This window comes from Thermococcus henrietii (assembly GCF_900198835.1).
GTDB lineage: Archaea > Methanobacteriota_B > Thermococci > Thermococcales > Thermococcaceae > Thermococcus > Thermococcus henrietii.
In genome coordinates, this window is the sequence record NZ_LT900021.1 from 1452980 (window position 1) to 1476944 (window position 23965).

The 23965-nt window shown below is 56.7% G+C and carries 27 protein-coding genes; 6 read left to right on the plus strand and 21 right to left on the minus strand.

The window, feature by feature from the left end:
• Positions 1-5: 5 nt before the first annotated feature.
• The 21 genes from tiaS to CS910_RS08105 all read right to left on the minus strand — a co-directional run bounded on the left by tiaS (position 6) and on the right by CS910_RS08105 (position 17723).
• The gene (gene tiaS / locus CS910_RS08010; RefSeq protein WP_099212486.1) at positions 6-1310 is read right to left on the minus strand and encodes a tRNA(Ile2) 2-agmatinylcytidine synthetase TiaS; all 1305 of its coding nucleotides are present in this window, start codon (positions 1308-1310) and stop codon (positions 6-8) included.
• A gap of 37 nt (positions 1311-1347) precedes the next feature.
• The gene (locus CS910_RS08015) at positions 1348-2868 is read right to left on the minus strand and encodes a DUF4932 domain-containing protein (RefSeq protein WP_158523826.1); all 1521 of its coding nucleotides are present in this window, start codon (positions 2866-2868) and stop codon (positions 1348-1350) included.
• 16 nt (positions 2869-2884) lie between these two features.
• Complete coding sequence (locus tag CS910_RS11915) at positions 2885-3043, minus strand: hypothetical protein (protein ID WP_158523827.1); 159 nt, start codon at positions 3041-3043, stop codon at positions 2885-2887.
• A 135-nt stretch (positions 3044-3178) separates the two neighbouring features.
• Positions 3179-4189: an SLC13 family permease gene (locus CS910_RS08020; RefSeq protein WP_223211977.1), complete on the minus strand. Its 1011-nt coding sequence runs from the start codon at positions 4187-4189 to the stop codon at positions 3179-3181.
• Positions 4190-4256: 67 nt separating this feature from the next.
• The gene (locus CS910_RS08025) at positions 4257-4718 is read right to left on the minus strand and encodes a hypothetical protein (protein WP_099210986.1); all 462 of its coding nucleotides are present in this window, start codon (positions 4716-4718) and stop codon (positions 4257-4259) included.
• Entirely contained in the window at positions 4715-5257 is a 543-nt protein-coding gene (locus CS910_RS08030) for a DUF998 domain-containing protein (RefSeq protein WP_173866238.1), read from the minus strand. Before CS910_RS08030 ends, CS910_RS08025 begins: the two co-directional genes overlap by 4 nt.
• 42 nt (positions 5258-5299) lie before the next feature.
• Positions 5300-6877 carry a proton-conducting transporter transmembrane domain-containing protein gene (locus CS910_RS08035; protein WP_099210988.1) on the minus strand — a complete coding sequence of 526 codons (1578 nt, stop codon included), beginning with the start codon at positions 6875-6877 and terminating at the stop codon, positions 5300-5302.
• Between the two features lie 9 nt (positions 6878-6886).
• A complete protein-coding gene (locus tag CS910_RS08040; RefSeq protein WP_042689933.1) occupies positions 6887-7384 on the minus strand; it encodes a Na+/H+ antiporter subunit E in 498 nt (165 codons plus the stop codon).
• Entirely contained in the window at positions 7381-7767 is a 387-nt protein-coding gene (locus CS910_RS08045; RefSeq protein ID WP_042689936.1) for a sodium:proton antiporter, read from the minus strand. Before CS910_RS08045 ends, CS910_RS08040 begins: the two co-directional genes overlap by 4 nt.
• Complete coding sequence (locus CS910_RS08050; RefSeq protein WP_099210990.1) at positions 7760-8527, minus strand: MnhB domain-containing protein; 768 nt, start codon at positions 8525-8527, stop codon at positions 7760-7762. Before CS910_RS08050 ends, CS910_RS08045 begins: the two co-directional genes overlap by 8 nt.
• Positions 8524-8781 carry a hydrogenase subunit MbhD domain-containing protein gene (locus tag CS910_RS08055; RefSeq protein ID WP_042689942.1) on the minus strand — a complete coding sequence of 86 codons (258 nt, stop codon included), beginning with the start codon at positions 8779-8781 and terminating at the stop codon, positions 8524-8526. Before CS910_RS08055 ends, CS910_RS08050 begins: the two co-directional genes overlap by 4 nt.
• Positions 8778-9236, minus strand: coding sequence for a monovalent cation/H(+) antiporter subunit G (gene mnhG / locus CS910_RS08060; RefSeq protein ID WP_099210992.1), 459 nt, complete (start codon positions 9234-9236; stop codon positions 8778-8780). The genes CS910_RS08055 and mnhG overlap by 4 nt, the downstream gene beginning before the upstream one ends.
• Positions 9233-9517, minus strand: coding sequence for a monovalent cation/H+ antiporter complex subunit F (locus tag CS910_RS08065; protein WP_099210994.1), 285 nt, complete (start codon positions 9515-9517; stop codon positions 9233-9235). The genes mnhG and CS910_RS08065 overlap by 4 nt, the downstream gene beginning before the upstream one ends.
• Entirely contained in the window at positions 9514-11400 is a 1887-nt protein-coding gene (locus tag CS910_RS08070; protein ID WP_099210996.1) for a complex I subunit 5 family protein, read from the minus strand. Before CS910_RS08070 ends, CS910_RS08065 begins: the two co-directional genes overlap by 4 nt.
• Positions 11397-12884, minus strand: a complete 1488-nt coding sequence (locus CS910_RS08075; RefSeq protein ID WP_099210998.1) for a hydrogenase 4 subunit D — start codon at positions 12882-12884, stop codon at positions 11397-11399. The genes CS910_RS08070 and CS910_RS08075 overlap by 4 nt, the downstream gene beginning before the upstream one ends.
• 118 nt (positions 12885-13002) lie before the next feature.
• The gene (locus tag CS910_RS08080; RefSeq protein WP_099211000.1) at positions 13003-13923 is read right to left on the minus strand and encodes a polyprenyl synthetase family protein; all 921 of its coding nucleotides are present in this window, start codon (positions 13921-13923) and stop codon (positions 13003-13005) included.
• Positions 13895-14899: a DUF3887 domain-containing protein gene (locus CS910_RS08085; RefSeq protein WP_099211002.1), complete on the minus strand. Its 1005-nt coding sequence runs from the start codon at positions 14897-14899 to the stop codon at positions 13895-13897. Before CS910_RS08085 ends, CS910_RS08080 begins: the two co-directional genes overlap by 29 nt.
• 3 nt (positions 14900-14902) lie before the next feature.
• Positions 14903-15232, minus strand: coding sequence for a hypothetical protein (locus tag CS910_RS08090; RefSeq protein ID WP_099211004.1), 330 nt, complete (start codon positions 15230-15232; stop codon positions 14903-14905).
• Complete coding sequence (hemH, locus tag CS910_RS08095; RefSeq protein WP_099211006.1) at positions 15219-16115, minus strand: ferrochelatase; 897 nt, start codon at positions 16113-16115, stop codon at positions 15219-15221. Before hemH ends, CS910_RS08090 begins: the two co-directional genes overlap by 14 nt.
• A gap of 29 nt (positions 16116-16144) precedes the next feature.
• The gene (locus CS910_RS08100; RefSeq protein ID WP_099211008.1) at positions 16145-16564 is read right to left on the minus strand and encodes a DUF1641 domain-containing protein; all 420 of its coding nucleotides are present in this window, start codon (positions 16562-16564) and stop codon (positions 16145-16147) included.
• A gap of 10 nt (positions 16565-16574) precedes the next feature.
• Positions 16575-17723 carry an NAD(P)/FAD-dependent oxidoreductase gene (locus CS910_RS08105; RefSeq protein WP_099211010.1) on the minus strand — a complete coding sequence of 383 codons (1149 nt, stop codon included), beginning with the start codon at positions 17721-17723 and terminating at the stop codon, positions 16575-16577.
• Positions 17724-17867: 144 nt separating this feature from the next.
• Here CS910_RS08105 and CS910_RS08110 point away from each other — a divergent pair, with 144 nt between their 5' ends.
• From CS910_RS08110 to CS910_RS08135, 6 genes are all read left to right on the plus strand, one after another.
• Positions 17868-18071, plus strand: a complete 204-nt coding sequence (locus CS910_RS08110; protein WP_099211012.1) for a hypothetical protein — start codon at positions 17868-17870, stop codon at positions 18069-18071.
• Between the two features lie 119 nt (positions 18072-18190).
• Positions 18191-19714 carry a cytochrome ubiquinol oxidase subunit I gene (locus tag CS910_RS08115; RefSeq protein WP_099211015.1) on the plus strand — a complete coding sequence of 508 codons (1524 nt, stop codon included), beginning with the start codon at positions 18191-18193 and terminating at the stop codon, positions 19712-19714.
• On the plus strand, positions 19714-20709 hold the full coding sequence (gene cydB, locus CS910_RS08120) for a cytochrome d ubiquinol oxidase subunit II (protein WP_099211017.1): 996 nt from the start codon (positions 19714-19716) through the stop codon (positions 20707-20709). Before CS910_RS08115 ends, cydB begins: the two co-directional genes overlap by 1 nt.
• Positions 20710-20805: 96 nt before the next feature.
• On the plus strand, positions 20806-22008 hold the full coding sequence (locus CS910_RS08125; RefSeq protein ID WP_099211019.1) for a TIGR04053 family radical SAM/SPASM domain-containing protein: 1203 nt from the start codon (positions 20806-20808) through the stop codon (positions 22006-22008).
• Positions 22009-22018: 10 nt separating this feature from the next.
• Positions 22019-23074, plus strand: coding sequence for an ABC transporter substrate-binding protein (locus tag CS910_RS08130; protein WP_099211021.1), 1056 nt, complete (start codon positions 22019-22021; stop codon positions 23072-23074).
• 21 nt (positions 23075-23095) lie between these two features.
• Complete coding sequence (locus tag CS910_RS08135; RefSeq protein ID WP_099211023.1) at positions 23096-23965, plus strand: ABC transporter substrate-binding protein; 870 nt, start codon at positions 23096-23098, stop codon at positions 23963-23965.

Below are 23965 nucleotides of genomic sequence, written 5' to 3' on the forward strand. Positions count from 1 at the left end.
CTCGATTAGGATAATCCTGAGTACCTCTCCGAGGTCATCAGAGCCCCCAAAACCCTCTCCTCCCCTCCCGGCAACACCAGAGGCCTTGACAGGTGCTTCCTCGCGTCTGGAGGAACCTCGTAAATCTTCCTCTCCAGCTCGCGCGGGACCTCCACCGGAATGAGCTTCTTCGGCATTCTGTATCCACAGCGCTTGCACTTCAGGTAGTCGCCCTTGCTCTTCATCGTTCCCCCACAGCGCGGGCACTTGGGCTTTCTGTATTCGATTTTTGGGACGAGCTTCACTGGATAGAACTTCTCAAGGTTGAGCGTCAGGACCCCCTCGTGCTCCTTGACGCCCCCGGCGGCGATTATTTCATCACCGGGCAGGAGCTTCCGAACGTAATTCCTGAACTTCTTCGTCGGTTCGAACGCCGCGACGCGTATCTTTCCCGTCTCATCCTCAAGCTCGAAGAAAACGTGCCTCCCGCGCTCCCAGTATGGCTTAGAAACCCTTCCCCTGACGACCGCGCTGTCGTATAGCCTCAGCTCGCCGATTTTTTTGGGAGTCAGATGGTCGTCGGTGTTCTGATTCGTCTTGTAGAGCTGGTAGAAAGCTATCGGCTCCCCAAAGCGGACCATCTCAAAGGTCTGGAGAACCTTTCCCCGGTCAATTCCCCTGATTCCGACGAGAACGGGGTCCTTGCCGTGAGGGGCTATGAGGACGGTTCTCTTGTAGGGGTCAACGTTGTCGTAGGTGAAGGGATAGCTCCACCTGTCGGCCAAAAACACGCTTTCGGCGTCGACTTTTCTCTCCTTTCCCCAGTTCTCGGGCTCGCGGTAAGCTAAAAGCTCGTAGGTGAAGGTCTTTAAGGGATAGCCAATGGAGGCGAGCGCGCCGATTATGCCCCTGCCGAGCTTGAACTTAAAGATTTCAGCCCCTACTTCCCTCGCGACATTCTCGGCTTCCTCGATGGCAACGTGCTCCCTTAAAGCTTTGAGCGAGAACTCCCTCAGTTTTTCGGGAATTTCGCCTTCGAAAAAGGCGACGCCGGGGTTGGTGTTCTCGTGTGTGAAGTCTGCCAGCTGGTTGACGTAGAACAGCACGAGGTCCTTAACTTCTGGAACAGCCTCCTCCTCGACCTCGAACGTCATCGCAACCGCTCCGTTCCCGCGCGTCTTGTAGGGGATGTTCGGGTTCAGCCTTATCAGCCTCGGAAGGTCGATGGGTTCGGCTAAGCGCGACAGCTCGCGGTACAGGAGCGCGCCGAGATAGGTCGTGCACATGCCGTTGGGCGAGTCCGTGTCGTCAATTCCGATGTGGAGGAGCATGGTTGGAGAAAAGAGAGAGGGCTTAAAAATTAAACGCTCAGCCCCACTCAAGGAGGACTCCCGAAGGCCGTCTAATGCTGTACCATATCGAGGCATACGCTTGTATGCCCTTGAGAGCCTCCTCGTCCGTGCCAATGACCAGCATTATCAGCGCGCTCTGGTTCCACGGATTTCTGATAACCTCCAGAACACGGAGGCTTCCGGAGTACGTTTTCCCCGTGATTCTGCTCTTTACTGTCGTTCCATTGACGAGCACCGGTGTGTTCTCCTGAAGTTTGGAGAGGATTGAAGCGTTGGATAGTAGGACAAGTACAAGGTTTTTCCTGAGGTCACTGGAATTCAGATTTGAGACCGGCTTCATTGTTGCCCGGATGCCTTCGGCGGTGTACGATTCAAACACGAACTCCGCCAATTGTTTTTCCGCAGGCGATGCGCCGTACGAAACTACCACGCCACTGTTGTTTGCGGCGATGACAAAATCCCACACGGTGATGGGAAGCGTGAGGTTTCTGCCTCCATCGGTACGGTTGTACACCTCCCCGATTACCCGCGCAAGTTCGGGCATGAAGTCGGTGTAGTTTTTGTAAACGTCCCGGTGCTTCATGTAGTCGTTGACGTAAGCCCTGTAGACGTCTCCGATAAAGTAAAAGCCGATGTCCCGATTTCCTATTAGGCTCTTGAGTGCCTCATCGGGATGCCCCGTAACGTTGAGGTAGTAAGCCTCGACGGCTCTGACGAAGGTCTCGTAGAGCATGACTTTGAAGTTCGGGTAGGCCATCCTGGTGAGCTTTTCCCGGACAGGGTCGTAGAGGGACTCGTATGGTTTGAAGAGGTAGTAGTACTCATCCACAGCCGGATTAACGAAGCTGTGAGCGAACTCGTGGACGAGGAACGTTATTCCTGTCCGGCTCAGGTACACCCTGGGGACACCGCCCTCAATCCTGTCAAAGCCCAAGAACGCGTAGATTCTCTTCTTCCCCCCTTCGTTGAGGTGATAACCGAAGCCGTCGTAGGCAATCAGAGTCAGCGGAACTATTGTCCAGGAGGAGGTGTTCTCGCCGAAGAAGTTCTCCTCAAAGCGGGTCACGTTGAGGATTCTCCTCCCGTTTGCCTCGAATTCGAGAAGGGTTTCGTTATAAAAGGCTCTGTGCTCGTTGTAGAACCTCCAGAAGTCTGTCTCGTTGGCGAACTGGGCAACCGCTCTCGCGAACTCGTTGAGCAGGGTAACGTTGAGCCAGGGCCTCAGGCGGAGCATGTCGCTCCAGTTCATATCCCTTGAAAAGTTGACGGGGTTCAGGTGAAGCGCGAACTCCGGGATAGCGTCGTACGCCAGACTGTTGTTGACCATTTCAGGAACCATCCGAACGGCAGTGGCGTTTGTGTAATTCCCAAAGTAATTGAGAACGTCCCTTAGGTAGGGATAGTTATAGGGATTTGCCCCAGCCCGGTACGGACTGGCATGCTTCCGGTACCAATCGGAGTTTGAGAGGAAGTATATTATCTGGACGAGCTCAAGGCGCGGGTCAATCTCAACGTGAACCCTACTGGAGAGGTTCACTTCAACGGGGGCAAAGTCAAACCGCCTGGAGCTGGAAGAGTTCCGCGGGAAACCCAACGAAGATGAAGTGCTCAAAGACGTGGACTCGTTGATAGTGCCTGAGTGCGCTTGTCCCCCCGTGGGATGAGCCGAAGATGTTGGAGACACCGGGTGGCTGGGACTCGAAGCGATGCACCCAGCCCCAACAACGAGAAGCACAATCAGGACCATGGAGGCAACGCGCTTCATGCTCTCACCTGAAAACAATTTGGGTTAATAAATTTAAATCTTTTTGAGGGAAGAAACCAAACATGAAAATCACGAATACGGCTCAGAGCAGGAGGAGCCCCGCGGAGATTACGATGACGACGATGAAGTACGGCAGGGAGCACCTGTGGAAGTCCCTCAGCGAAACCCTCGCTATTCTAACCGCGATGAGGTTGGCGAGGGAGCCGACGACCGTGCCCGTTCCGCCGGTGTTCACGCCAACCGCCAGCGGGAGCCACGCCGGCTTCGAACCTATGAATACGACGGTTGCCGGAACGTTGCTTATCAGCTGACTTAATCCTGCAGACGCCAGAACGAGGCCGACCCCTCCGGTCGGGAAGGAGAGGCCCGCCTTGATGAGCAGCGCCGAGAGCTCGTTGAAGTCAATGAAGATGAACGCGAAGGTGAGCACGAGCGCCCAGTCGAAGCTTAGAAGGACGTCCCGCTCGAGGAGGAGAAAGGCCAGCAGAGTGAGCGCAATCGAGAGCTCGTGCCTCCCGGTCTCGCCGAGGTAGACGTTGAGAGCGAGGAGAAGGGCCGAGACGATGAAGAGGTCCTTTCTGAAGGCGACTGGAGGAAGGGAGCGGACGGAAAGCGGTTCATCTGGAGTGAGGAAGATGATTGCCAGCAACAGGCCGAGCCAGAGGAGGACGAAGGGGAGCATACCCATGATGAATGCAAAGAAGCCCAAACCGTACTCGCGCCAGATTATGATGTTCTGAGGATTACCTATCGGCGTCAAGGCAGAACCGACGTTCGCCGCTATTGCCGAGAGAGTCACGACCCTCGCCTTGTCAATCCCGGAAAGCTCCGAGAGGGCCACGACGAGGGGAATGAAGACGAGCATTGCTGTATCGTTCATTATCAGTGCAGAGGAGAGGGCGATAGTTGGAAGCAGGAGGAGAAGCAGTCTTCTGCTCGAACCGTTTGCCCGTTCAACGAGCCTCGGCGCGAGCCTGTTGAAGACCCCCGAAAGCTCGAGACCCTTCGAGGTTATGATTAAAGCTGTGATGAGACTTAAACTGCCCCAGTCAACGAGGCCTGGCGTTCTTCCGGGGAGGGAGCGGTCTGCCAGGACTAACCCAGCGTAGAGGAGGAGCAGAAGACTCAGGAACCACTCCCTTTTCAGGAACTCCCAGGGCCTACAGGCCGTGCCGCCTCACCTCTTCGGTTAGATGGTAATCCGGAATCAGCTCGCTTCCGTCCGCCGAGACGCGGACGTGCAGGATTATAAAGCTTTTCCACGCCACCGGCACGACCCAGCAGTCCTCCGGCTCCCTGAACTCCGCGCCTTCGAGGACGTAAGCCTCTTTGAGAACCTCGTCTATTCTCCCGCGGGCTCCCTCCGAACAGGGCTCCGCGTGGGGCGGTGCGCCCTTCGGGCTTGGATTACCGGTTCGCGGGTCGTAGTGAACCCTGTCTATCGCGAAGTCCAGATAGAGAACAGGAACGTCCACGTGGTCTGGGTGAACTATCGGTTCTCCAGCACGGAAGAAGGGCAGTGCCTGCCTTACGAGTTCTACCGCCTTTTTTGCATCTTCCGGCTTAAGGATTCGGCTTTTCCTCTCGGGCGTTCGCCTTATCGGGGGAAACGGTGCGCTCACCTTTCACCACCTCCAGAAAGCGCGACGACGAGGGTGAAGGCCATGACGAGGATAATTTCATAGGTCTCCAAGAGGGCCGTTGAGGGCCACTTGAAAAGGGTTCCGATTACGGCGAGGGCAAAGAGAACGAGCGAGGCGACCCTAACGTTTCTCCTCAAGCCGAGGCCGTAAATCAAAGTCCCCAGGAAGAACTGGACGAAGAAGTACGTCGAGACGAAGACGTGGGGCTTCGTTCCCTCGTGGAATATCCCTATCAGGGCCAGGAAGATGGCCGAGACGCTTATGTAGGCTCCTCCAACGGTCTGGGCTTTGTTGAGTGCCGTTGAGATTAGATAGACCGCGAAGGCCAGCACGAAGAACGAGGTAACCACCAGGCCGGCGTTGTAAATCCAGGGGGAAGTCGCTCTGGCTCCGCCAAGGTCGCTCAGCGCGTTCCTCCAGAAGGAGAACCAGGGGTTTCGGCTTACGCTCCAGGCAACGAAGAGCCAGTAGACAAGACCGCCCGCAAAACCTGACCACTTAAGCTTTCCGATGTCCATTGAACGGCACCGATAAAGGGTTGGGAAAAGGGCGTAAAAATGTTAGCCGAGGGCGGAGAAAGTAGCCTCCGCCAGTTTCTTCACAGCGTCAACGTAACCCCCCCAGTCCATCGCCTGAACGGAAGCTGGGTGGAAGAACCTGTCGATTATCACCGGGGCAAAAATGCCAAACGCAACCACGAGGATTCCGAGGACCAAGTTAATTACTACGAAAAGCGGAACCTCGTGCCTCTCCGGTTCTCCATATTCTCCGTGCTCATGGTGATGTCCCTCAACCGGCTTTCCGCGCCAGAGGGTTATGAAGAGCTGGAAGTAGGCCCACGCAGCTATCGCGCTCGTGATTATCACAACGGAAGCCACGAGCGGGCTCACCTGGAGGAGGGCGTTGAAAATCAGCATCTTGCTGAAGAAGACGTTAAGCGGGGGAACGCCGACGAGGCTGAGCGTCGCCAGGCCGAAGAGGAACGTCGTTACCGGCATCTCCCTGCCGACTCCGGCAAGGTCTTCGACCTTCACCGCTCTCCTGCGGTAGATGAAGGCTCCAACCGTGAAGAACAGGAGCGTCTTCGCTATCGCGTGGTTGACGATGTGGAAGTCGATTGCCATCAGCGCGAGCTGGGTTCCGACGCCGAGGGTCATGAAGAGGTAGCCCATGTGGAGTATCGTGGAATAGGCAATCAGCCTCTTGACGTTCTTCTGGACGAGCATCATAATCGAGCCGAGGAACGCTGTTGCTGTTCCGAGGACGAGGAAGACGAGCGAGAGGATTCTCCAGAAGGGAAGCCCGTGGAAGAGCGTGTAGGTGTAGCGCGCGAGCAGGTATATTCCAACGACCTCGACGAAACTGCTGAGTATCGCTCCAACTGGAATCGGTGCACCGGAGTAGGCGCTCGGAAGCCAGTAGTGGCCGGGGAAGATTGCGCTCTTGACTATTACCATCGCTAAAGTTAGCGCGAAGAAGATGGCCAAAGCGAGCGTCGGGTCGCCGAAGAGCTTCGTCGTTACCGGGAAGGAAACCCCGTGGAACTTGGCGCTTAGGTCAGCCATGTTGAGGGTTCCAAAGGAGGCGTAGATGAAGCCGAGGGCGAGGAAGTAGAGGCTCGTCGCTACTGCACCGCTTATTCCGTACTTGAAGGCCCCTTCAACGGCCTCGCTCCTGTTGCGGTAGAAGCCGACTATCGCGTAGGCGCTCGCGCCGATGACCTCGAGCATGACGAAGGTGTTGAAGGCATCCCCCGTCATGAAGGCTCCGAGCGTTCCTGCCTCAAGCCCGAGGAGGAAGGTGTAGTAGAACTCGAGGCCGTGCGTCCTTATGAACTTGGCGGAGTAGATTCCAGCGAGGAGGAAGCCGAATGTGGCCGTTAAAACGAGCGTCGCCGAGAGCTTGTCCACCTCGAAAACTATGCCTATCGGAGCTATCCAGTTACCGAAGGCGTAGACGAGGGGCTCGTTGCTCGAATAGGCCCTATCGAACAGCCAGATTCCAGCGAGGAACGTAACGGTGAGGGCGGTGAGAGAGTAGGCTATTACAATTCCCCTCTTTCTGCCGGTCATGAAGGCCACGAAGGGCAGAAAGAAGGCGAAGCCGAGCGGAATTACCGGAACGAGTCCGACCTGCATGCTATCACCTCAGTCGAAGATTTTCCTCGCGTAGTCCTCGAAGTAAGCGACAATGTTTTCTTTCACTTCTTTCTCGTCGAGCGTGGAAACGTCAATCCAGTGGACGTAGAGCCACTTTCCGTCGTCGCTTATGTCCACCACAACCGTTCCGGGCGTGTTGGTTATCGAGTTTGCAACGAGGACCTTTCCGTAGTCGCTCTCGACGTCGAGGGGAATCCTCACTATGCCGGGGTTGGCCTTGAGCGTGAAGACCCTCTTTGCCACGTCAATGTGCGTCTTGGTTTCCTCGATGAAGAAGTAGCGGAGGGCGTAGACGATGGCGTAGAACCACCTCCTCGGCGAGAAGAACTTGAGTTCGTTCTCCACCAGCCAGTGGCCGACGATGAAGGAAACTATGAGCGCGACTATCGAGCCGGTTATTATGTCGTACTCCGTCGCCGAGCCCGTGTAGAACAGGTACGTTGCCAGGACTATAAAGAACGTCGCCGGTGAAAACCTGAGCCTCATTCGCCCTCACCCCCCATTATCTCGGCCATGTCCCTTGCATCCACCGTCCCGTGGAGGCGGTAGAACTGTATCGCATAGGTAGCCAGCAGTATATTCATGGCCATTCCGATGACTATGGCGGTGAGAACCAAAGCTTGAGGAACAGGGTCGACGGCCCTGCTCAGGAACTCCTCGAAGCTCAGGTGCTTCTCGTAAATCGGCGGGAAGACGGGGAAGACGAGGCGGTAGCCGATTAGGATGAAGAGCATGTTTATGGCATCTCCCATGACGTTGAGCATAATGATTTTCTTAATCAGGTTGGAGCGCGTGGCAACTCCGTAGATTCCAAGGAGTATCATGCCGAAGAGCGTCAGCGTGATGTAGGCGAGGAGGAAGCTAATCATCGACCTCACCCCTGAGGACGGTCTTGAATATCCACTCAGAGACGCCGAGCACGAGGAACACCGTCAGGAAGCCGAAGGTTACGGCGGTGTACTCGCCCACGTCGAGGTTGAAGAGGCCGGTTTCTCCGGGCAGGAGGTTTATCTCAAGGACTTTGTCACCGTAGAGGAAAACCGGAGCCAAGACAGTGGCGAGGATTAAAGCTAAGCCGAGGGCGTAGGCCGAAATCGTGTGCCTCAGGTTGAGGCCCTTTCTCTCAAGGGTGAACTTTGAGAACACCGCGAAGAGCAGGAGGGAAGCAACTGCCATCGCCGAACCTCCCTGGAAGCCACCGCCCGGCGTTAGGTGGCCGTGGAGCGCTATCGAGGCGGAGATGGCGATTATCATTATCACGACGAGCTTTGTGGTTGCACGGGTTATGAGGTCCATCTGTCTGTGCGGTTCCTTCGCCTCGAGCTCCCTTACAATCTTCTCCTGCTCGTCGGTGAGCCTGAGCACGCTGAAGGCCCCCATTATCGCGAGGAAGAAGACGAAGGTCTCGAAGAGCGTATCGAAGCCACGGTAGTTCCAGACTATGGCCGTAACGACTTCAGGGCTGTGGCTCGTGAGGCCCTCGTGGGCGAAGGCGTGGCCCAGGTAGAACTCGCCGAGGGGTCTCAGCTCGGTCCCGCCGAGGCCCAGGACGTTGGCGTAGACTAAGGCGTAGGCGATGAACGCGAAGGCTCCGAGGAAGGAAACCGCGACGATAACGTCCCTCTTCATTCTCCCACCTCGTAGCGCTCCGTTTTGCTTATGGCGAGGATTACGAGGGCGGTGTAGGCTCCCACTGCTATGGCGAGGTAGGCAAGGACTATGTCCGGAGCCGCGAGTATGTAGAAGCCGAGGGCGAAGAACGTTGACTGGACGGAGCTCAAAGCGAGGGCCTTGAGCAGGTCGTGCTCCTTCATGGCCAGGTAGCTGAAGGCGAAGCCGAAGGAAACGACTATCGCAAGTATTATCAGGTGAATCTCAATCATCTCGCCAGCCTCCTGAAGGTGAACTTGGGCTCTTCCTCCTCGCCGGGCAACTCTTCATGCTCGCGGACGAGTTCTGCAACGTCCTCTCTCGCCGGTAGGTCCTCCTCGAGCTGGTCAACGACGAGGGGCGGTTTCTTTCCGACCCTTCCGAAGTAAACCGCTGAGACGAGGGAGTGGGTTCCGGTGGGCGCTATCAGGAGGATTAGGACGCCGACGGTGAAGGCTATTCCCGCCATGAAGAACCTCTGGGCGCCGAGCGGGTAGTAAACGAGCGCCACCAAACCGGCACCAAAGACAGGCAACGCGGCGCCTCCGACGGTCCCAACGGTCGCGGCGTGGGTTCTCATATAGAAGTCCTTGAACCTGAGCAGGCCTATCGCCGCTATGAGGTCGTAGACCGCTCCAAGTAGTATCGCGACCGAGCCGATGATGAAGATGACGTCCTCGATAATCATACCTCCACCTCCCCGTAGAGGACGTACTTGGTGTAGTAGATGTCCAGCATGAAGGCCCACAGGGCCAGGATTATCGCACCGCTCGCGAGCATAATGGACTTGAAGTAGATTCCTAATATTACCATAAACGCCGCCATGTCGAAGGACAGGCAGTCAACTGCGAGGATTATGTCGGCCGTCGTCGGGCCCTTAATCGCGCGGATTCCATAGAGGACGAACGCGAGGGTGTAGATGACGGCGGCAAAGTAGAGGACCTCGTTGAAAACGACCTCAACGTTCATGCGAACACCCCCAGGAGGATTATGAGGATTGCCATCGCAATCGCGAAGCCACTTATGAGCGCGTTCATGTCGAGGTTCCTTGACCTGCCCCAGCGGGCGAGCCTTTCAACGGCCCTTATGAGTGGCATGAACATGGCCTCGTCGAGGTGCCTCACAGGGTAGTCGAGCGCGTCGTCGTAGTCCCTGATGAGCGGAACCTCATGCTTCGGAACGACCTTTATGATTGGAAGAACCCGCTGGAGGTAAAAGCCCTTGCCCAGCGAGAGAAAGTAGTCCGCCGTGAAGCGCAGTATGTCGCCCATGTTGTAGAAGATTAGGAGTATTTCGCTGACGCGTTCTGTTGGCATCTTACCGATTCTCCAGCCGATGACCGCCATAGCCACGAGCGTGACGAGTGCAATGAGCGAACCGGGACTTCCCAGGAAGAGCTGTGACGGAGTCTCTGGCAGGGGGTAGCCGAGTTCTTTGAGCGAACCCGTCAGCCATGGGAGCAGGATGAATGGGAACACCGCCACGAGGAAGCTCGCGAGCGAGACTATTCCCGTGACGGTTCTTATCGCGAAGGGAACTTCATCCCTTTCAACTTCCCTCTTACAGATGAGCCTGTTTATCCTTCTGACCTGGATTATCGAGGCCAGCGGGAATATTCCGAGGAACGCTATCGTGACGACCATCAGCCAGAGGAGGACGTTGGTAGTGCCCATTGAAGCCGTGTAGATGAGCCACTTGCTCACGAAGGCTGAGAGGGGAGGAATTCCAGCCATCGAAAAGACGGAGAGCGACATTAGGAGCGCGATGACGTGCCCCTTGAGGAGTTTCCTGAGGGAACAGATGTTTGGCTCTTCGCCGTAATGCTCTATCGCGCCGAGGCCGAAGAAGAGGGAGCTCTTGTAGAGCACCTGATACAGGACGTGAAGCAAAGCTCCGAGGAGCGCAACGGTTCCGAGGAAGGTTCCCTGAAGCACGAGGGAGCTCCCGAGGGCGAAGTAGGCTATTCCAACGTCCATAACGCTGTGGTAGGCGAACTTGCGCTTGAGCCTGATTTCCTTGAAGGAGTAGAGCGTCGCAAAGGCCGTAACCGTGCCGATAAAGGCCACGACGTAGCCGAGCGTCTCCCCCGCAGGGAGAACGAAGTGGGCAACCCTGAGGAGCATGTAAACCCCAAGGGCCTCGCCGAGGAGGAAAACCGGAATGAAGGGGCTCGGAAGCGAGCGGTAAACCCTCGGAACCCAGACGTGGAAGGGAAACGCCCCGCTCCTGACGAGGGAAGCCGAGAGGAAGAGGACGAGGAGAAACGCAGGACTGACCGCGAGGTTTCCAAGGTTCTCGCGGAGGCCGTAGAAGGTCAGGTGGTGCAGGCTCCCAACGGCGCCGTAGGCCAAGCCGGTCGCCATAAGGAGGGGGATTATACCGAAGACCTGCGTGAGGACGAGGTAGCGCCATGTGGCCTTTCTCGAGCCCCTCGTCTCCGATGCCAGCACCATTACGGCTGTAAAGACCGCGAAGAGCTCGTAAAAGAGCGTGAGCCTCTCTATGTTGTTTGTTGACAGAAAGACCACTGCCGAAAGGAGTGCCATGTTGGTGGCCATCGCTAAGAACCTCTCGTCCCCCTTCACCTCATAGGAGAGCAGGTAGAGCGAGAGCGTGAACGTGATGAAGGCAGTGACAAGCAGGAAGAGGGCCGAAAGGGAATCTATCCTGACGGTCGTGGGGAGGAAGGGGATTATCTCACCTGAGAGGCCGTTCAATCCCTCAACGGCGCTCGCAAACAGAAAGACGGAAGAGACAAGGGTAACGTAATAGGCCCGCTTTCCTGAGACGAGGCCAACGAGTGAAGCTATGAATAGCAGTCCGAGGGCCAGTTCCATGACGTAGAGGCTCATGGTATCACCCCGTAGAAGGTTATCTCCTCGACAAGCGGGTAGGCGAAGTACGCTGAGACCAGCGTCAGGACGATGAGGGTCACGAGCGACGCGGTTATTATCGGGTGGGTGCTGACCTTTTCGACGTTGGGCCTGCCGAAGACGTTCTTCGTTATCCACTTGAGGCCGACCCAGAGGAAGACGGCCGAATCGGTTAGGACCATGACAATCGGGAGCCAGGCCAGGGCGGAAACCTTGACGAGGCTCAGGTTGGTTATCAGCTCGGCCTTGCTGAAGGCTATTCCCATCGGGGGAAGGCCCGCTAAACCGAGGAGCGCCACCGTCCACGCGAGGCCGTTCACGGGCAGGATTTCCCTGAGACCGCTTATCCGCCTCAGGTCGAGAGTTCCAAGGGAGTACGTGAAGGTTCCGGCGGTGAGAAAGGCCAGGCCCTTCACGAAGGCGTGAGTAGTCAGCTGGAACATCGCCGCTTTGAGGCCGATGTCAAAGCCCGGTGCCTTGCCCGTGAGGCCGAGGACGGCGTAAGTCAATCCGGAGAACATTATTCCGGCCTCGGCAACCGTTGAGTAAGCTAAAAGCCTCTTCGCGTCCTTCTGAACCGGGTAGTTGAGTATCGGAATGAGGAGCGTGAGGGAGACCATGACGGCCATGAAGTAGAAGACCCAGACCGGAAGGGGGCCGATGAACTGGATAACCCTCGCGACGAGGTAAACGCCCATCTCGACCATCGCCGCGCCGTGAAGGAAAGCGCTCGCGGGGGTTGGGGCCTCCATCGCGTCCGGAATCCAGGAGTAGGTCGGGAACTGGGCGCTCTTGGTGTAGCCCGCTATGAGTAAAGCAAGGAACAGCCAGGGCTTGACATCGGGCGAGACCTTCGAGAGCGAGAACAGACTCAAATCGTGGAGCTGGGTGAGGCCGATGTAGATGGCCGTGTAGAAGCCTATCATCGCCCCAACGTTCGGGATTATGAAGGCCTTGAAGCCAGCCCTCCTCGCTTCCCTGGTGTTGTAATAACTCACGACACCCCAACAGGCAAGCCCCATCAGCTCGAAGAAGATGAGCAGGCCGAGAAAGGTTGAGGAGTATATGAATCCGAGTGTTGCCCCTTCAAAGAGCGTCATCCAGGCGTAGAAGAGTCCCCTGCCCTTTCCTCCAGGGTGGCCGACGTTTCTCTCGCTCATGTACTCGACGCCATAGAACATGAAAATGAATCCCGCAACGGCAACAACAGTGCCTATCAAAACGCTCATGGGGTCGATTATAAGGCCATAAACCTCGCCGAACTGGGCGCTTTTAAGGTAGGTGATGTGAATAAGCTCCTCGTGGCCGAGGAGATAGAGGACCGCAACGCCGAGCTGAGTAATCATCGCCGATATGAAGGAGGCGAGCATTATAACGTCCGCTTTTCTCTCGTCGAGCCTGAAGAGGATTAGCCCACCGATGAGCGGGACTGTGAAGGTTAACGTTGCGAGAAGGCCTATCATGGTTCCCCCTCCACGCCGGCCAAAATCCATTAGGTTTGTCTAACGAACCTTTTTAAAGTTTTTCGTTCTTTCCCGAAAGACATTTAGTCAAATGCTCATTTTCGTGAAATCCGATAGGTCATGGCACGACGGCGCTGACCCTCTTAAAGACCCCCTCAAAATATTCCGAAACGAGGTTTACGACATTGCTTCCGTTGAAGGGCAAGTTCCCGACGAGCCCGAGCGCCTCCTTCACGTAACCCCTCGCCCTCGCAAGGGACTCCTCGAAAACGCCCGCCCTAACCATCTTCTCAAAGAGCTCGAGAAGGTCCTCCTCCCTTGGGTTCTTGAGGATTCTCTCGACGAGGGAGGAGCCGTAGCGCTCGGTGTAGAGAATCAGCGGGAGGGTCGTTTTTCCGTTGAGCAAATCCTTAAAGCGGTCCTTTCCCGTTCCCGGGAAGTAGTCGAGAACATCATCAACTATCTGAAACGCCCTTCCCACGAGCGTTCCGGCCCTATCGAGCTCCCCCCAGTAGGGCTTTCCGGCGTAGTAAGCGGGAAGCGCAAAGGAGGCACCGAAGAGCCGTCCGGTTTTCCCATCTATTATCCTGTAGTAGGTGTCGAGGTCAAGGTGGACGCTCCCCCGCACGGCCTCCTGGAGGATTTCGGCCTTGACCATGTCCTCGACGACCTTCGCAACGTAGTCCACCATCTCGACCTTCTTCCCCGCTATAATCCTCAGCGCGCGGACGAAGAGGAAATCACCGCTGAGGACGGCAAGCTCCGGCCCCCAGCGCATGACGACGGTCGGGTTGTTCCTCCTCTTTTCCGCCAAATCAATGACGTCGTCGTGAACCAGACTCGCGGTGTGGATTAGCTCTATCGCGGAGGCGAGGTCGAGGGCATCGCTTTCGTCGAGTCCAAGGCCCTCAGCAACTGCCAGGGTTATCCTCGGCCTTATCCTCTTTCCCCCGCTCCGGATTATGTACTCCCCGATTTTCTTGGCGAGCTCAACGCTCCCCTCAAGGGCTTCAATGAGCCTCTCGTCCAGCGATTCCATCGATGACACCCCCGAGCCTGAGTCCCGCTCCAACTCCCAGAAGAACGAGCAACAGCGAAAGGCCAAGATACGAAAGCGACTCCATCACGAGCGCGAGGCCCTCAATCAGGGCAAAGAGAAGGAGGAACTTAACGTTGCGGAGCTTTGAGTACGTCCCGGCAGACAGCGCGTGGAAAGCGGTGAAGGCCAGCGCGAAGAGAAAGGCCCAGTAGGTCGGCCCCGTGAAGGAAACCGGCAGTTGCATTATGAAGTTCGTCGCCACGAAGGTGCCGATGGAGAGGAGGACGTACTGGCCGATTCCGAGGCCGAGACCGAGGGAAAGACCGTCCCTGTTCCGGGAGAAGTAGAACTTGACTGCCTCGACAGTTATCGCGGTTGTAAAGGCCGTGAACAAGGCGCGCGCAACCGTTGAGTATGCCACGATGAGGGAGATTATCCCGTAGAATGGAATTATAACCGAGAGGCCGAGCGCAATTCCAGCGCCGAGGACGAGGTCCGGAATTGAGGGCTTCCTGATGAAGTAAAACGCCCCCAGAACGAGCAGGGAGCCGATAATCATCGCGACCATTCCGGCCGGGTTCGGCTTTGCCCTCACCCCGAGGCCGATTCCAACGAGCTCGCCGTTCTCATATGTTAGAGCGACCGGAAAGCTTCCCTTCTCCGCCTTGACCTCGTATTCCAGCTTCACCATGTCCCCTTCACGACTCTCGTTGACGAAGCTGAAGGACAGCAACTTTCCGTAGTTGGTCAGGGTGAACTCCCTGAGCTGGGCGAACTCTCTTTCCCCGAGTTCCTTCTTGAGCCTCTCGCTCATGTATGGCTCTATTAGGGAGTAGTTGCCGGTGTTCATTGCCTTTATGAAGCTCTCCATGAAAGCGTTTCCCTTCTCGGTGAACTCGTCGGCTGTAACCGGGGCACTGAGGAGCAGAAGCAGGGTTAAAGTTAAAGCGAGGGGCAGTGCCTTTCTCATCTTCATCCCTCACACCGCTGGGGCAAGGGCCCTAATGAGCTTTTTGGCCAGTCCCTCGATGCCGGGAATCCTGTAGGTTTCTCCCCTCAGCATCTTCCAGGCCCCGAAGAGGGCGTAGACGTACCAGAGGGCCAAGACGTAGAGCGACCAGCCGAACTCGGGGTAGCCGGGGTACATGTGCCAGGCTCCCATGAAGGCAATCCAGAAGAAAAACCCCACCACGCTGGAATAAGCCGCGTGAGTCTTCGTTAGCTCGTCAGTATCTTTCATGAGGAGCAGGGGAATTCCCCCGACAAAGCCGAAGACGTAGGCTATGAAAGCGTCGCTAAGCCTTCCCATCTTCCCACCTCCTAAGCTCCTGGACTATCGCCGAGATGAGGTAATCGTGCCTGTGGTCGAGCTTCGCCCGGTAAAACCTAAGCCCGAGCTTTTCAGCAAATTCCCGGTATTCAACGTCGAGCTCGTAAAGCGTCTCGACGTTCTCAACGAGGAAGCTGAGCGGGTAAACCAGAACCTCCTCAACGCCCTCCTCCCTGAGCCTTTCCAGGACTTCCGGAACCTCCGGCCCGAGCCAGTCACCTCTGCCGAACCTGCTCTGGAAGGCCATCTCCCACTCGAGGTCAAAGGCCTTCATGACCCTCTTCGCCAGCTCGGTGTGACTTTTCAGGTAGGGGTCGCCCCTCTCGATGACCTTCCTTGGCAGGCTGTGGACGCTTAGAACAACGTAGGGGTTCTCAAAACCGCTCTCAGCTAAGCCCTTCTCGATGTTGTGCCTGACCCAGGCGATGAACCTTTCGTTGCCCCACCACTCCCTGATGTAGGGCCTCTCGCCGAAGAGCTCCCTGACCTTGAGCAGGCACCTTTCAGTCGTCGAGCTGGAGTAAACGTGGTAGAGCGGAAAGACGAGGTCGAAGCCGTCGCTCAGCTCCTCGAGGAGGGGTTTAGAATAGCACATGCCGAGCGCTATTTCGTGACCAGTTCTCTCGCTCACCAGCCCGGCTATCTCACGCATGTAATCCACGAGGGGACTTTTCCCGCCCATAACCGCGTAGTGGCCCCTAACTGCCCGGGCGCGGGCCTTGGCTATGCCCCGGATTATCGCCTTTGCCCCGGGCACGTCGAGGCCTATATCCTTTCTCACGTCGTAGAGAAAGCAGAATATGAAGTCCTCAACTTCGTCGGGCGTCGTCGGCGCTCCCATGTAGGTGAAGAGAACCCTCAAGGTTTCACCTCCAAAAGAAAATGAAATGGTCACTTCTCATTTAAAACCGCGCCGAGGTTCTTTGCGAGGGTCAGGAGGAATCCAAGTCCCTTCTGAACGTCCTCGTCGCGGAGGTAGCCAATCGCTCCCGTCGTTCCGACCTTCGGAACCTCCTTGGGGTTGGTCTCTGCGAGGGCCTTGAGCAACGCTTTGACGAGTTCCTCCGTGTTCCAGCTGAGCTTTCTGACGTCCTCAACCTCAAGCTCCCTGACCGGTTCGAGGGCAGAATTCCCTATCGCGGTGAGCCTCAGGACGACCTTCTCCTCGGCTATGGTCTCAAGGAGCTTGTCCCCGTTCTCGGTCATGGCCTTGAGGATTCCAAGGGTTCCGCTCTTCTTCAAAGCCACGGCAACCTCAACCAGCTCCTTAACGGCGGAAATCTCTTCGGGGGTGAACTTGAGCTCGCTCATCTTCCTCACCTCACAGCCTCAAACTGTCGAGCCAGCCCCTGTAGAAGGAGTCCTTCATCATCCTGACCAGCGGGCTCTTGAAGAGAAGGTAGCACTCGCGCCTGTACTTGCTTCCGGTCCACTCGTACTCACAGTTGCCGATGAAACCGGTGTTGTAGCCGTGGCCGACGCACATCGTCGGGGCGTACTCTGCAACCGGGAACCCGCCGTGTATCTGGTGGAGTATGCTCGTCGCGGAAACTATCGAGGCGTTGTGGAGCGGAACGCCGGCCGTTAAGAGTCCAAGCGGTGGCATGCTTGCTTCGCTGACGACGTAGACCTCATCGTAGCCGGGGTAGCGGAAGTCCGGTCCCTTGACCTTGGCCCAGCGCGGGTCCTTCTCGTCGGCCATGAAGGCCATGACGTCGGGAATCGCTATGGGCGGAACCTTGATGAGGAGGTCGTACTCAACCTCGGCGTTCTTGGTGATGACCTTGTTCGGTGTTATCTCAACGTGCCCCTCGTTCCTGATGAAGTTCACCCTGGCCTTCTCCATCTCCCTCCTGAAGAACCTGACGAGGTCCGGGCCGAGTCCGATGGCCGGCTCCTTGTCCGGGTGAACGACGGTAATCTCGACGTCGTCAATTCCGCGGTGCTCGAAGTACATCCTGAGGTTGAGGCCCATCTCGTATGGATAGATGCCACAGCGGTGAGGGGCCTCGGGGGTGTAGATGACTATTCTCTTCCCCTTGAACTCATAGAGGGCCTTTCTCAGCTCAAGGGCCCCTTCAAGGGTGAAGTTGTGGTAGCCGTGCTCGGCCAGTCCCTTGTACTTGTCCCAGACGTACTTGACGCCGAGGCCAAGGACGAGGTAATCGTAGTCGTAAACCTTTCCCCCCTCTGTCTTTACCTGTCTGTTATCGAGGTCAATCTCGGTAACCCTATCGATGTCAACCTTGAAGCCGTAGACCTTCTCGGCGTTCTTTATCGGCGCCCACGTCTCGTGCCCCTCGGCGGAACCGAGCGCGACCTCCATGAAGAGCGGTGGCATGTAGTGCCTCTCGCTCGCGGTCACCATCGTCACGTCAACGTCAAGCTTGAGTCTGTCCGCTTCCGCCTTCAGATAGCGCGCCGCCACGAGACCGGCGGTACCTCCTCCGAGGACCAGAACCTTCGCCATGCGTGCACCTCCAGGTCTTCTACCAATTGGAGTGAGGTTTTGGGGTATATAACCCTTTTGATTATCGCACCTATTAGGTTCGGAAAAAGACTCGTCCGAAAGAGATATAAGACCGAAGTTCCGAATTCGAAAGGAGGTGGTGTCATGGCAGTACAGGCGGAGACTGGTAAGGAGGTCCTTGCCGGATTGGTGGCAATAGTGCTCGCATTTGTCTTTGTACTGATTGCGTTCTTGATGCACAACGTTGTCTGGGTAGTGCCAGGTATGGTCTTTGGAATAGCCTATATGATTTGGGTTTTCCACCGACACGGCATGCCTTCAGTCAACAGTCCGAAAGCAAAAGTTTAATTCTTTCTTTTATGTTCTCGCTTAAAGGAAAACATTACTTTAATTAGATGCTCCGAAAACATTATAAGTTTGTTTCCCGGTAAGTTCAGTTTGAAGGATGAACTAAGGGGTGGTTCGCTATGGACCCGGTACTGCTGTCGAGAATACAGTTCGCCCTGACCGCGGGTTACCACTGGATTTTCGTGCCCGCGAGCATAGGAATGGCCTTCATGGTCTTCCTGCTCTGGACCATGGCGGCTATAACCAACGAGGAGCAGTGGCACAAGGCGGCGAAGTTCTTCAGCAAGTGGCTTGGGGTTTTCTTCGTCCTCGGTGTCCCAACGGGAATAGTCATGGAGTTCGAGTTCGGAGCAAACTGGGCCAACTACTCGGTCTTCGTCGGCTCAATATTCGGTCCTCCACTGATGCTTGAGGGTCTCTTCGCCTTCGCCCTCGAGTCGACGTTCCTCGGCGTGCTTCTTTTTGGTATGGACAGGCTCCCGAGGGCCATAACCTGGATTTCGTCGTTCTTCGTGTTCATCGGTTCGAGCCTCTCCGGCCTGTGGATTCTCATCGCCAACAGCTGGCAACAGACACCGACAGCCTACATCATCAAGGACACGCCCCTCGGCCCCAGGGCCGAGCTGACCGACTTCATGAAGGCCGTCTTTAACCCGCTCTTGGTCAGCCAGTACACCCACACAATAAATTCCGCAATCCTCACCGGTGCCTACATAGTCGTCGCGGTCAGCGCCTACTACCTGCTCAAGAAGAGGCACGTCCAGGTCGCGAGGAGCGCGCTCGCCCTCGGCATAGTCGTTCTCGCAATAAGCTCGGTAATCCAGCTCTACCCGACCGGCCACGAGGAGGGTATGGTCATAGCCAAGTACCAGCCGACGAAGCTCGCCGCCGACGAGGGCCTCTTCCACACAGAGAAGGGTGCGCCGATGGTGGTCTTCGGAATCGTTGACGAGAAGAACCAGCAGGTCAAGTACGCCATCGAGATTCCCAAACTGCTGAGCTGGCTTGCCTTCGGTGACTGGAACGCGCAGGTGCTCGGCCTCCACGACGCGGCCAAGTACGTCTGGTACGAGCAGGTTCTCAACAACCCCAACTACGAGAACGAGCAGGTCAAGAAGCAGGTCATAGACAGCCTCATGCAGGCATATGGAATCGACCCCAACGACCCGCAGGCCAACGAGAAGATGGTCAAGGTCCTTGAGGACGCCCTGCCGGTGGCGTTCATGTTCTACGCCTACCGCGTCATGGTCGGCCTTGGAACGCTCTTCATAGCCATCGGAGGTATTGGAGTGCTCCTCCTCCTGCTCGGCAAGCTCTACGACGCCCGCTGGTTCCTCAAGGTGCTCGTCGTTACCGTCCCGCTTCCGTGGCTCGCGGGCGAGGCCGGCTGGTTCACCCACGAGGTCGGCAGAATGCCGTGGATGGTCTGGGGAATGGTAACAACTAACACTGGAATCTCGCCAAACGTTTCAGCAACAAGCGTGCTGATTACGCTGATAGCGTTCGTCGTCGTGTACAGCATACTGTTCTACATCTGGCTCCACTTCGTCAGGAAGCTCATCAGAGAAGGTCCCGAGCCCGTTGAGGGCGACGTCACCGCGAAGCCGGTCCCCGCCGTTAGCACCGCGGGAGGTGGTCAGTGATGGACTACGCGACTGCCTGGTTTTACTTTTCCGCCTTCCTCCTTGGAATGTACTTAGCGTTTGACGGCTTCGACCTTGGAATAGGAACGCTCCTCGCCTTCATTAAGAACCAGAGGGACAGGGACGTCCTCGTTAACACCATCGCGCCGGTCTGGGACGGCAACGAAGTCTGGTTCATCACCTGGGGTGCAGGGCTCTTCGCGATGTGGCCGGCGCTCTACGCGACGCTCTTCAGCACGTTCTACCTCGCGGTCTGGTTGCTCGCGTTCCTGTTCATATTCCGCGCCGTCGGCTTTGAGTTCAGGAACAAGAACAAGGACCTCTGGGACAAGCTCTTCGCCCTCGTCAGCGCGTTAATCCCGCTCGTCATTGGCGTCATAGTCGGCAACCTCGTCATGGGAATCCCCATCGACGCCAAGGGCTTCCACGGCTCACTGCTGACGCTCTTCAGGCCGTACCCGCTCATAGTTGGCCTCTTCGTGCTCTTCGCCGTGACCTGGCACGGGGCCAACTGGGGCGCCTACAAGACCACAGGAAAGCTCCAGGAGACCATGAGAAAGTACGCCTTCACATTCTGGGTGCTTACAGTGGTCTTCCTGCTCCTGACGGTAATCGGCATGAAAATCTGGGCCCCGCTGAGGTTCGAGAGGCTCATGACCCCACTCGGACTCTTCCTGACGGTCGTAATCCTCGTCGCGGGACTGCTCGACGGCTACCTCATCAAGAAGGGCGTCGACAAGCTGGCATTCTACATCAGCTGGCTGGCCTTCCCGCTGGTCGTCGGGTTAATCTACTACACGATGTACCCCTACTGGGTCATCTCGACCACCGACCCGAACTTCAAGCTCAGCATACACGACCTCGCAGCGTCGCCACTGACGCTCCAGGCGGTCCTTGGAGTCTCAGTAATCCTGGCGGTAATCATCATGACCTACACCCTCTACGTCTACAAGATGTTCGGCGGGAAGGTCACCGAGGCAGAGGGCTACTATTAGTTCCCTTTCCTTCTTTCGATATTCGAACTTTTTTAGGGAAAAGTTTATAATTCGTTACAGCAAAGTTCTTTTTGGAAACTAAAGACGGTGGTCGAAATGCACAGAGGCAAATCTACCGGCTGGCCCTACGACCGGAAGCCGGTCCTCGTCTTCTGGGAGACGACGAAGGCCTGCCAACTCAAGTGCAAGCACTGCAGAGCGGAGGCGATACTCCAGGCACTGCCGGGCGAGCTGAGCACCAAGGAAGGAAAGGCCCTCATCGATTCCCTCACCGACTTCGGAAGGCCCTACCCGATACTCATTCTCACCGGTGGCGACCCGCTCATGAGGAAGGACATCTTCGAGCTCATCGAGTACGCCGTTGAGAAGGGCGTAAGGGTGGGCCTCGCCCCTGCCGTGACACCTCTCCTGACCGAGGAAACAATCGAGAGAATCGCGGAGAGCGGGGTTAAGGCCGTCAGTATAAGCCTCGACAGCCCATTTCCAGATGTCCACGACGCAATCAGGGGCATAGAAGGGACGTGGGAGAAAACCGTCTGGGCCATCAAGGAGTTCCTGAAACACGGCCTAAGCGTTCAGGTGAACACGGTTGTGATGCGCGAGACCGTTGAGGGCTTGCCCGAGATGGTGAAGCTCCTCAAAGACCTCGGCGTCGAAATCTGGGAGGTCTTCTACCTCGTTCCGACCGGGAGAGGCAACTTCGAGAGCGACCTAAGGCCGGAGGAGTGGGAGGACGTCACGCACTTCCTCTACGAGGCCTCGAAGCACCTCCTCGTGAGGACCACCGAGGGTCCGATGTTCAGGCGAGTGGCAATAATGAGGAAAGCCCTTGAGGAGAAGGGACTCGACCCCGACGAGGTTCTTAAGCCAGGGAAACTCTACTTCCGGCTGAAGAAAAGGCTCGTTGAGCTTCTCGGCAAAGGTGAAGAGGCGAGGGCGCAGACGATGGGGACGCGCGACGGGAAGGGAATCGTTTTCATCGCCTACAACGGCAACGTCTACCCGAGCGGTTTCCTGCCCTTCAGCGTCGGCAACGTCCGCGAGAAAAGTTTGGTCGAGATTTACAGGGAGGGCGAGCTGATGAAAAAGCTCCGCTCGGCCGAGTTCGAGGGGCGGTGTGGAAAGTGTGAGTTCAGGGAAATCTGCGGGGGAAGCAGGGCGAGGGCCTACGCCTATAGCTTAAACCCTCTCGCCGAAGACCCGGCCTGTCCGTACGAGCCCGGCTCATACCTCAGGCTCGCCGGCGAACTCGGGCTGAACCTTCCAATCAGAACCTTTGGAGGGCAAAAGCCGATTTGAGGTGGTGAAGATGAGGTGGAGCGGTCTAATCCTGTCGGTCGTTCTTCTCCTCGCGGTCGTTTCGGCCGGTTGCGTGGGCAACTCAACCGGAACCTCAAGCAAAGTAATGAACGAGGTAACCGTGAAGGACTTCTCGGGAAGGAACGTTACTGTCAAAGTTCCGGTTCAGCGGGCGGTCGTTCTCTCGACTTCCGCCCTCGAAATAATCCAGCTCCTCAACGCGAGCGACCAGGTCGTCGGTATTCCAAAGGAAGCCCAGTACGACGCCCTGCTGGGCGAAAGCCTGAAGAACAAGACCGTCGTCGGCGCGAGGCTCAAGATTGACGACTGGGAGAAGGTTTTAGCCCTAAAGCCCGACCTAATCATCGACCTCGACCTGAAGAAGTTCTACAACGTTGACGAGCTCCTCAACCGCTCCGCCAGCTACGGAATACCCGTCATCCTGCTGAGAGAGGACAAACTTGAGGACATACCCAGAGCCGTTTCACTCCTCGGCGAGCTCTTCGGAAGGGAGAAAGAGGCCAGAGCCTTCGACGACTACTTCAACGAGCAGGTGAAGGGAGTTCGGGCCATAGCCTCAAAGATTCCAGCGGAGAAGAGGAAAAAGGTGGTAATGATACAGCCGATAATGGGCAAGCTCTACATCGTCAACGGCAACGACGTCCTTGCTCAGGCAGTCAGGCTCGTTGGGGCGGACTACCTCGTGAACCTGACCTTCAACGGTTACACACCGGTTAGGGTCCCGATGGACAGGGAGAAGATAATCGCGAGCTACCGCGACGCCGACGTCGTAATCCTCCTGACGAGCGCCGTAACGCCTTACGACCAGGTCGAGAAGCTCCGGGAGGAGATGCTCAGCGACGAGGCCTGGAGGGGCATAAAAGCTGTAAAAGAGGGCAACGTCGTAATCCTCAGGGCGGACATGGGTAAGGACTCCTTCCTCCGCTGGAGCCCGCGCTTGGCGGTGGGAATCTGGGTCATCGGCAAGGCAATCTACCCGGACTACTATCCAGACTGGAACGAAAAAGCTAAGGAATTCCTGAAGAGGTTCTACGGCCTCTCCTGATTCTCCTTTTGGGGTGGGACGATGATAGCGGTCTTTCCAGCGAGTCTCGCGGAAATCGTTAAACTCGTCGGGAAAGTCGGGGAGATAGTCGGGGTGAACGAGGAAATTAGGCTCGACCCCTGCCTGCCGGAGCTGAAGGATAAGCCTGTCATCGGGAAGTACCTCAAGCGGAGCAAAAAGACCTACTGGGACGTTCTGGAGGAGCTTAGGCCGGACCTTATCCTCGACTTCGAGGTTGAGAACCTGCATTCCGGGGACGAGTTGAGGGCCTTTGGGGAGCGTATGGGCGCGAGGGTCGAGCTGATTGACTTTGAAACAGTCGAGGGACTGGTCGAGGCGAGCAGGAGGATAGCCGAGCTAACGAGGGGCGACTTTTCAAAGCTTGGCGGGTTCTATGAGAGGCACCTGACGAGGCTGGGCGAGATAACTGAAGCCATCGAGGAGAGGCCCAAAGTCCTGCTCACCTACCGGAACTTCAACGTCGTAACGAGGACCAACGTTCTGAGCGACGCGGTTAGAAAAGCCGGGGCGATGAACCTCGGCGAGAGGATACGGACAAGGCGGAAGGTCTATCCGGTAAAAAAGGAGCGCTTCTTCAGGGCCTTCGGCGATGCGGAGCACCTCTTCCTGCTCACGAGCATAATGACGGACAGGGAGAAGATGGAAGAGATAAGGGACGAAATCCTCGACTCGGCCGAGTGGAGGGCAATCGAAGCCGTTCAGCTCGGAAACGTGCACATAGTCGGCTCGGCCCTCGACCTTGAGAGCTTCATGCGCTGGAGTCCCCGCATAATTCCCGGAATCTACCAGCTCGGGAGATTTGTTCATGGAAGGGCCTTTCCGAAGTGGGAACGGGTCGCAAAGGAACTCTACTCGCTCTGCGGTGTTTGA

Bases quoted from the DNA above. Each gene is read 5' to 3' on its own strand.
- CS910_RS08050 (WP_099210990.1), bottom strand. From the start codon at position 8,527: ATGAAGAGGGACGTTATCGTCGCGGTTTCCTTCCTCGGAGCCTTCGCG.
- CS910_RS08110 (WP_099211012.1), top strand. From the start codon at position 17,868: ATGGCAGTACAGGCGGAGACTGGTAAGGAGGTCCTTGCCGGATTGGTG.
- CS910_RS08065 (WP_099210994.1), bottom strand. From the start codon at position 9,517: ATGAACGTTGAGGTCGTTTTCAACGAGGTCCTCTACTTTGCCGCCGTC.
- CS910_RS08045 (WP_042689936.1), bottom strand. From the start codon at position 7,767: ATGATTAGCTTCCTCCTCGCCTACATCACGCTGACGCTCTTCGGCATG.
- mnhG (WP_099210992.1), bottom strand. From the start codon at position 9,236: ATGATTATCGAGGACGTCATCTTCATCATCGGCTCGGTCGCGATACTA.
- CS910_RS08090 (WP_099211004.1), bottom strand. From the start codon at position 15,232: ATGGGAAGGCTTAGCGACGCTTTCATAGCCTACGTCTTCGGCTTTGTC.
- CS910_RS08030 (WP_173866238.1), bottom strand. From the start codon at position 5,257: ATGGACATCGGAAAGCTTAAGTGGTCAGGTTTTGCGGGCGGTCTTGTC.
- CS910_RS08040 (WP_042689933.1), bottom strand. From the start codon at position 7,384: ATGAGGCTCAGGTTTTCACCGGCGACGTTCTTTATAGTCCTGGCAACG.
- CS910_RS08055 (WP_042689942.1), bottom strand. From the start codon at position 8,781: ATGATTGAGATTCACCTGATAATACTTGCGATAGTCGTTTCCTTCGGC.
- CS910_RS08075 (WP_099210998.1), bottom strand. From the start codon at position 12,884: ATGATAGGCCTTCTCGCAACGTTAACCTTCACAGTCCCGCTCATCGGT.
- CS910_RS08105 (WP_099211010.1), bottom strand. From the start codon at position 17,723: ATGGCGAAGGTTCTGGTCCTCGGAGGAGGTACCGCCGGTCTCGTGGCG.
- CS910_RS08135 (WP_099211023.1), top strand. From the start codon at position 23,096: ATGATAGCGGTCTTTCCAGCGAGTCTCGCGGAAATCGTTAAACTCGTC.
- cydB (WP_099211017.1), top strand. From the start codon at position 19,714: ATGGACTACGCGACTGCCTGGTTTTACTTTTCCGCCTTCCTCCTTGGA.
- CS910_RS08125 (WP_099211019.1), top strand. From the start codon at position 20,806: ATGCACAGAGGCAAATCTACCGGCTGGCCCTACGACCGGAAGCCGGTC.
- CS910_RS08080 (WP_099211000.1), bottom strand. From the start codon at position 13,923: ATGGAATCGCTGGACGAGAGGCTCATTGAAGCCCTTGAGGGGAGCGTT.
- CS910_RS08115 (WP_099211015.1), top strand. From the start codon at position 18,191: ATGGACCCGGTACTGCTGTCGAGAATACAGTTCGCCCTGACCGCGGGT.
- tiaS (WP_099212486.1), bottom strand. From the start codon at position 1,310: ATGCTCCTCCACATCGGAATTGACGACACGGACTCGCCCAACGGCATG.
- CS910_RS08070 (WP_099210996.1), bottom strand. From the start codon at position 11,400: ATGAGCCTCTACGTCATGGAACTGGCCCTCGGACTGCTATTCATAGCT.
- CS910_RS08130 (WP_099211021.1), top strand. From the start codon at position 22,019: ATGAGGTGGAGCGGTCTAATCCTGTCGGTCGTTCTTCTCCTCGCGGTC.
- CS910_RS08035 (WP_099210988.1), bottom strand. From the start codon at position 6,877: ATGCAGGTCGGACTCGTTCCGGTAATTCCGCTCGGCTTCGCCTTCTTT.
- CS910_RS08100 (WP_099211008.1), bottom strand. From the start codon at position 16,564: ATGAGCGAGCTCAAGTTCACCCCCGAAGAGATTTCCGCCGTTAAGGAG.
- CS910_RS08085 (WP_099211002.1), bottom strand. From the start codon at position 14,899: ATGAAGATGAGAAAGGCACTGCCCCTCGCTTTAACTTTAACCCTGCTT.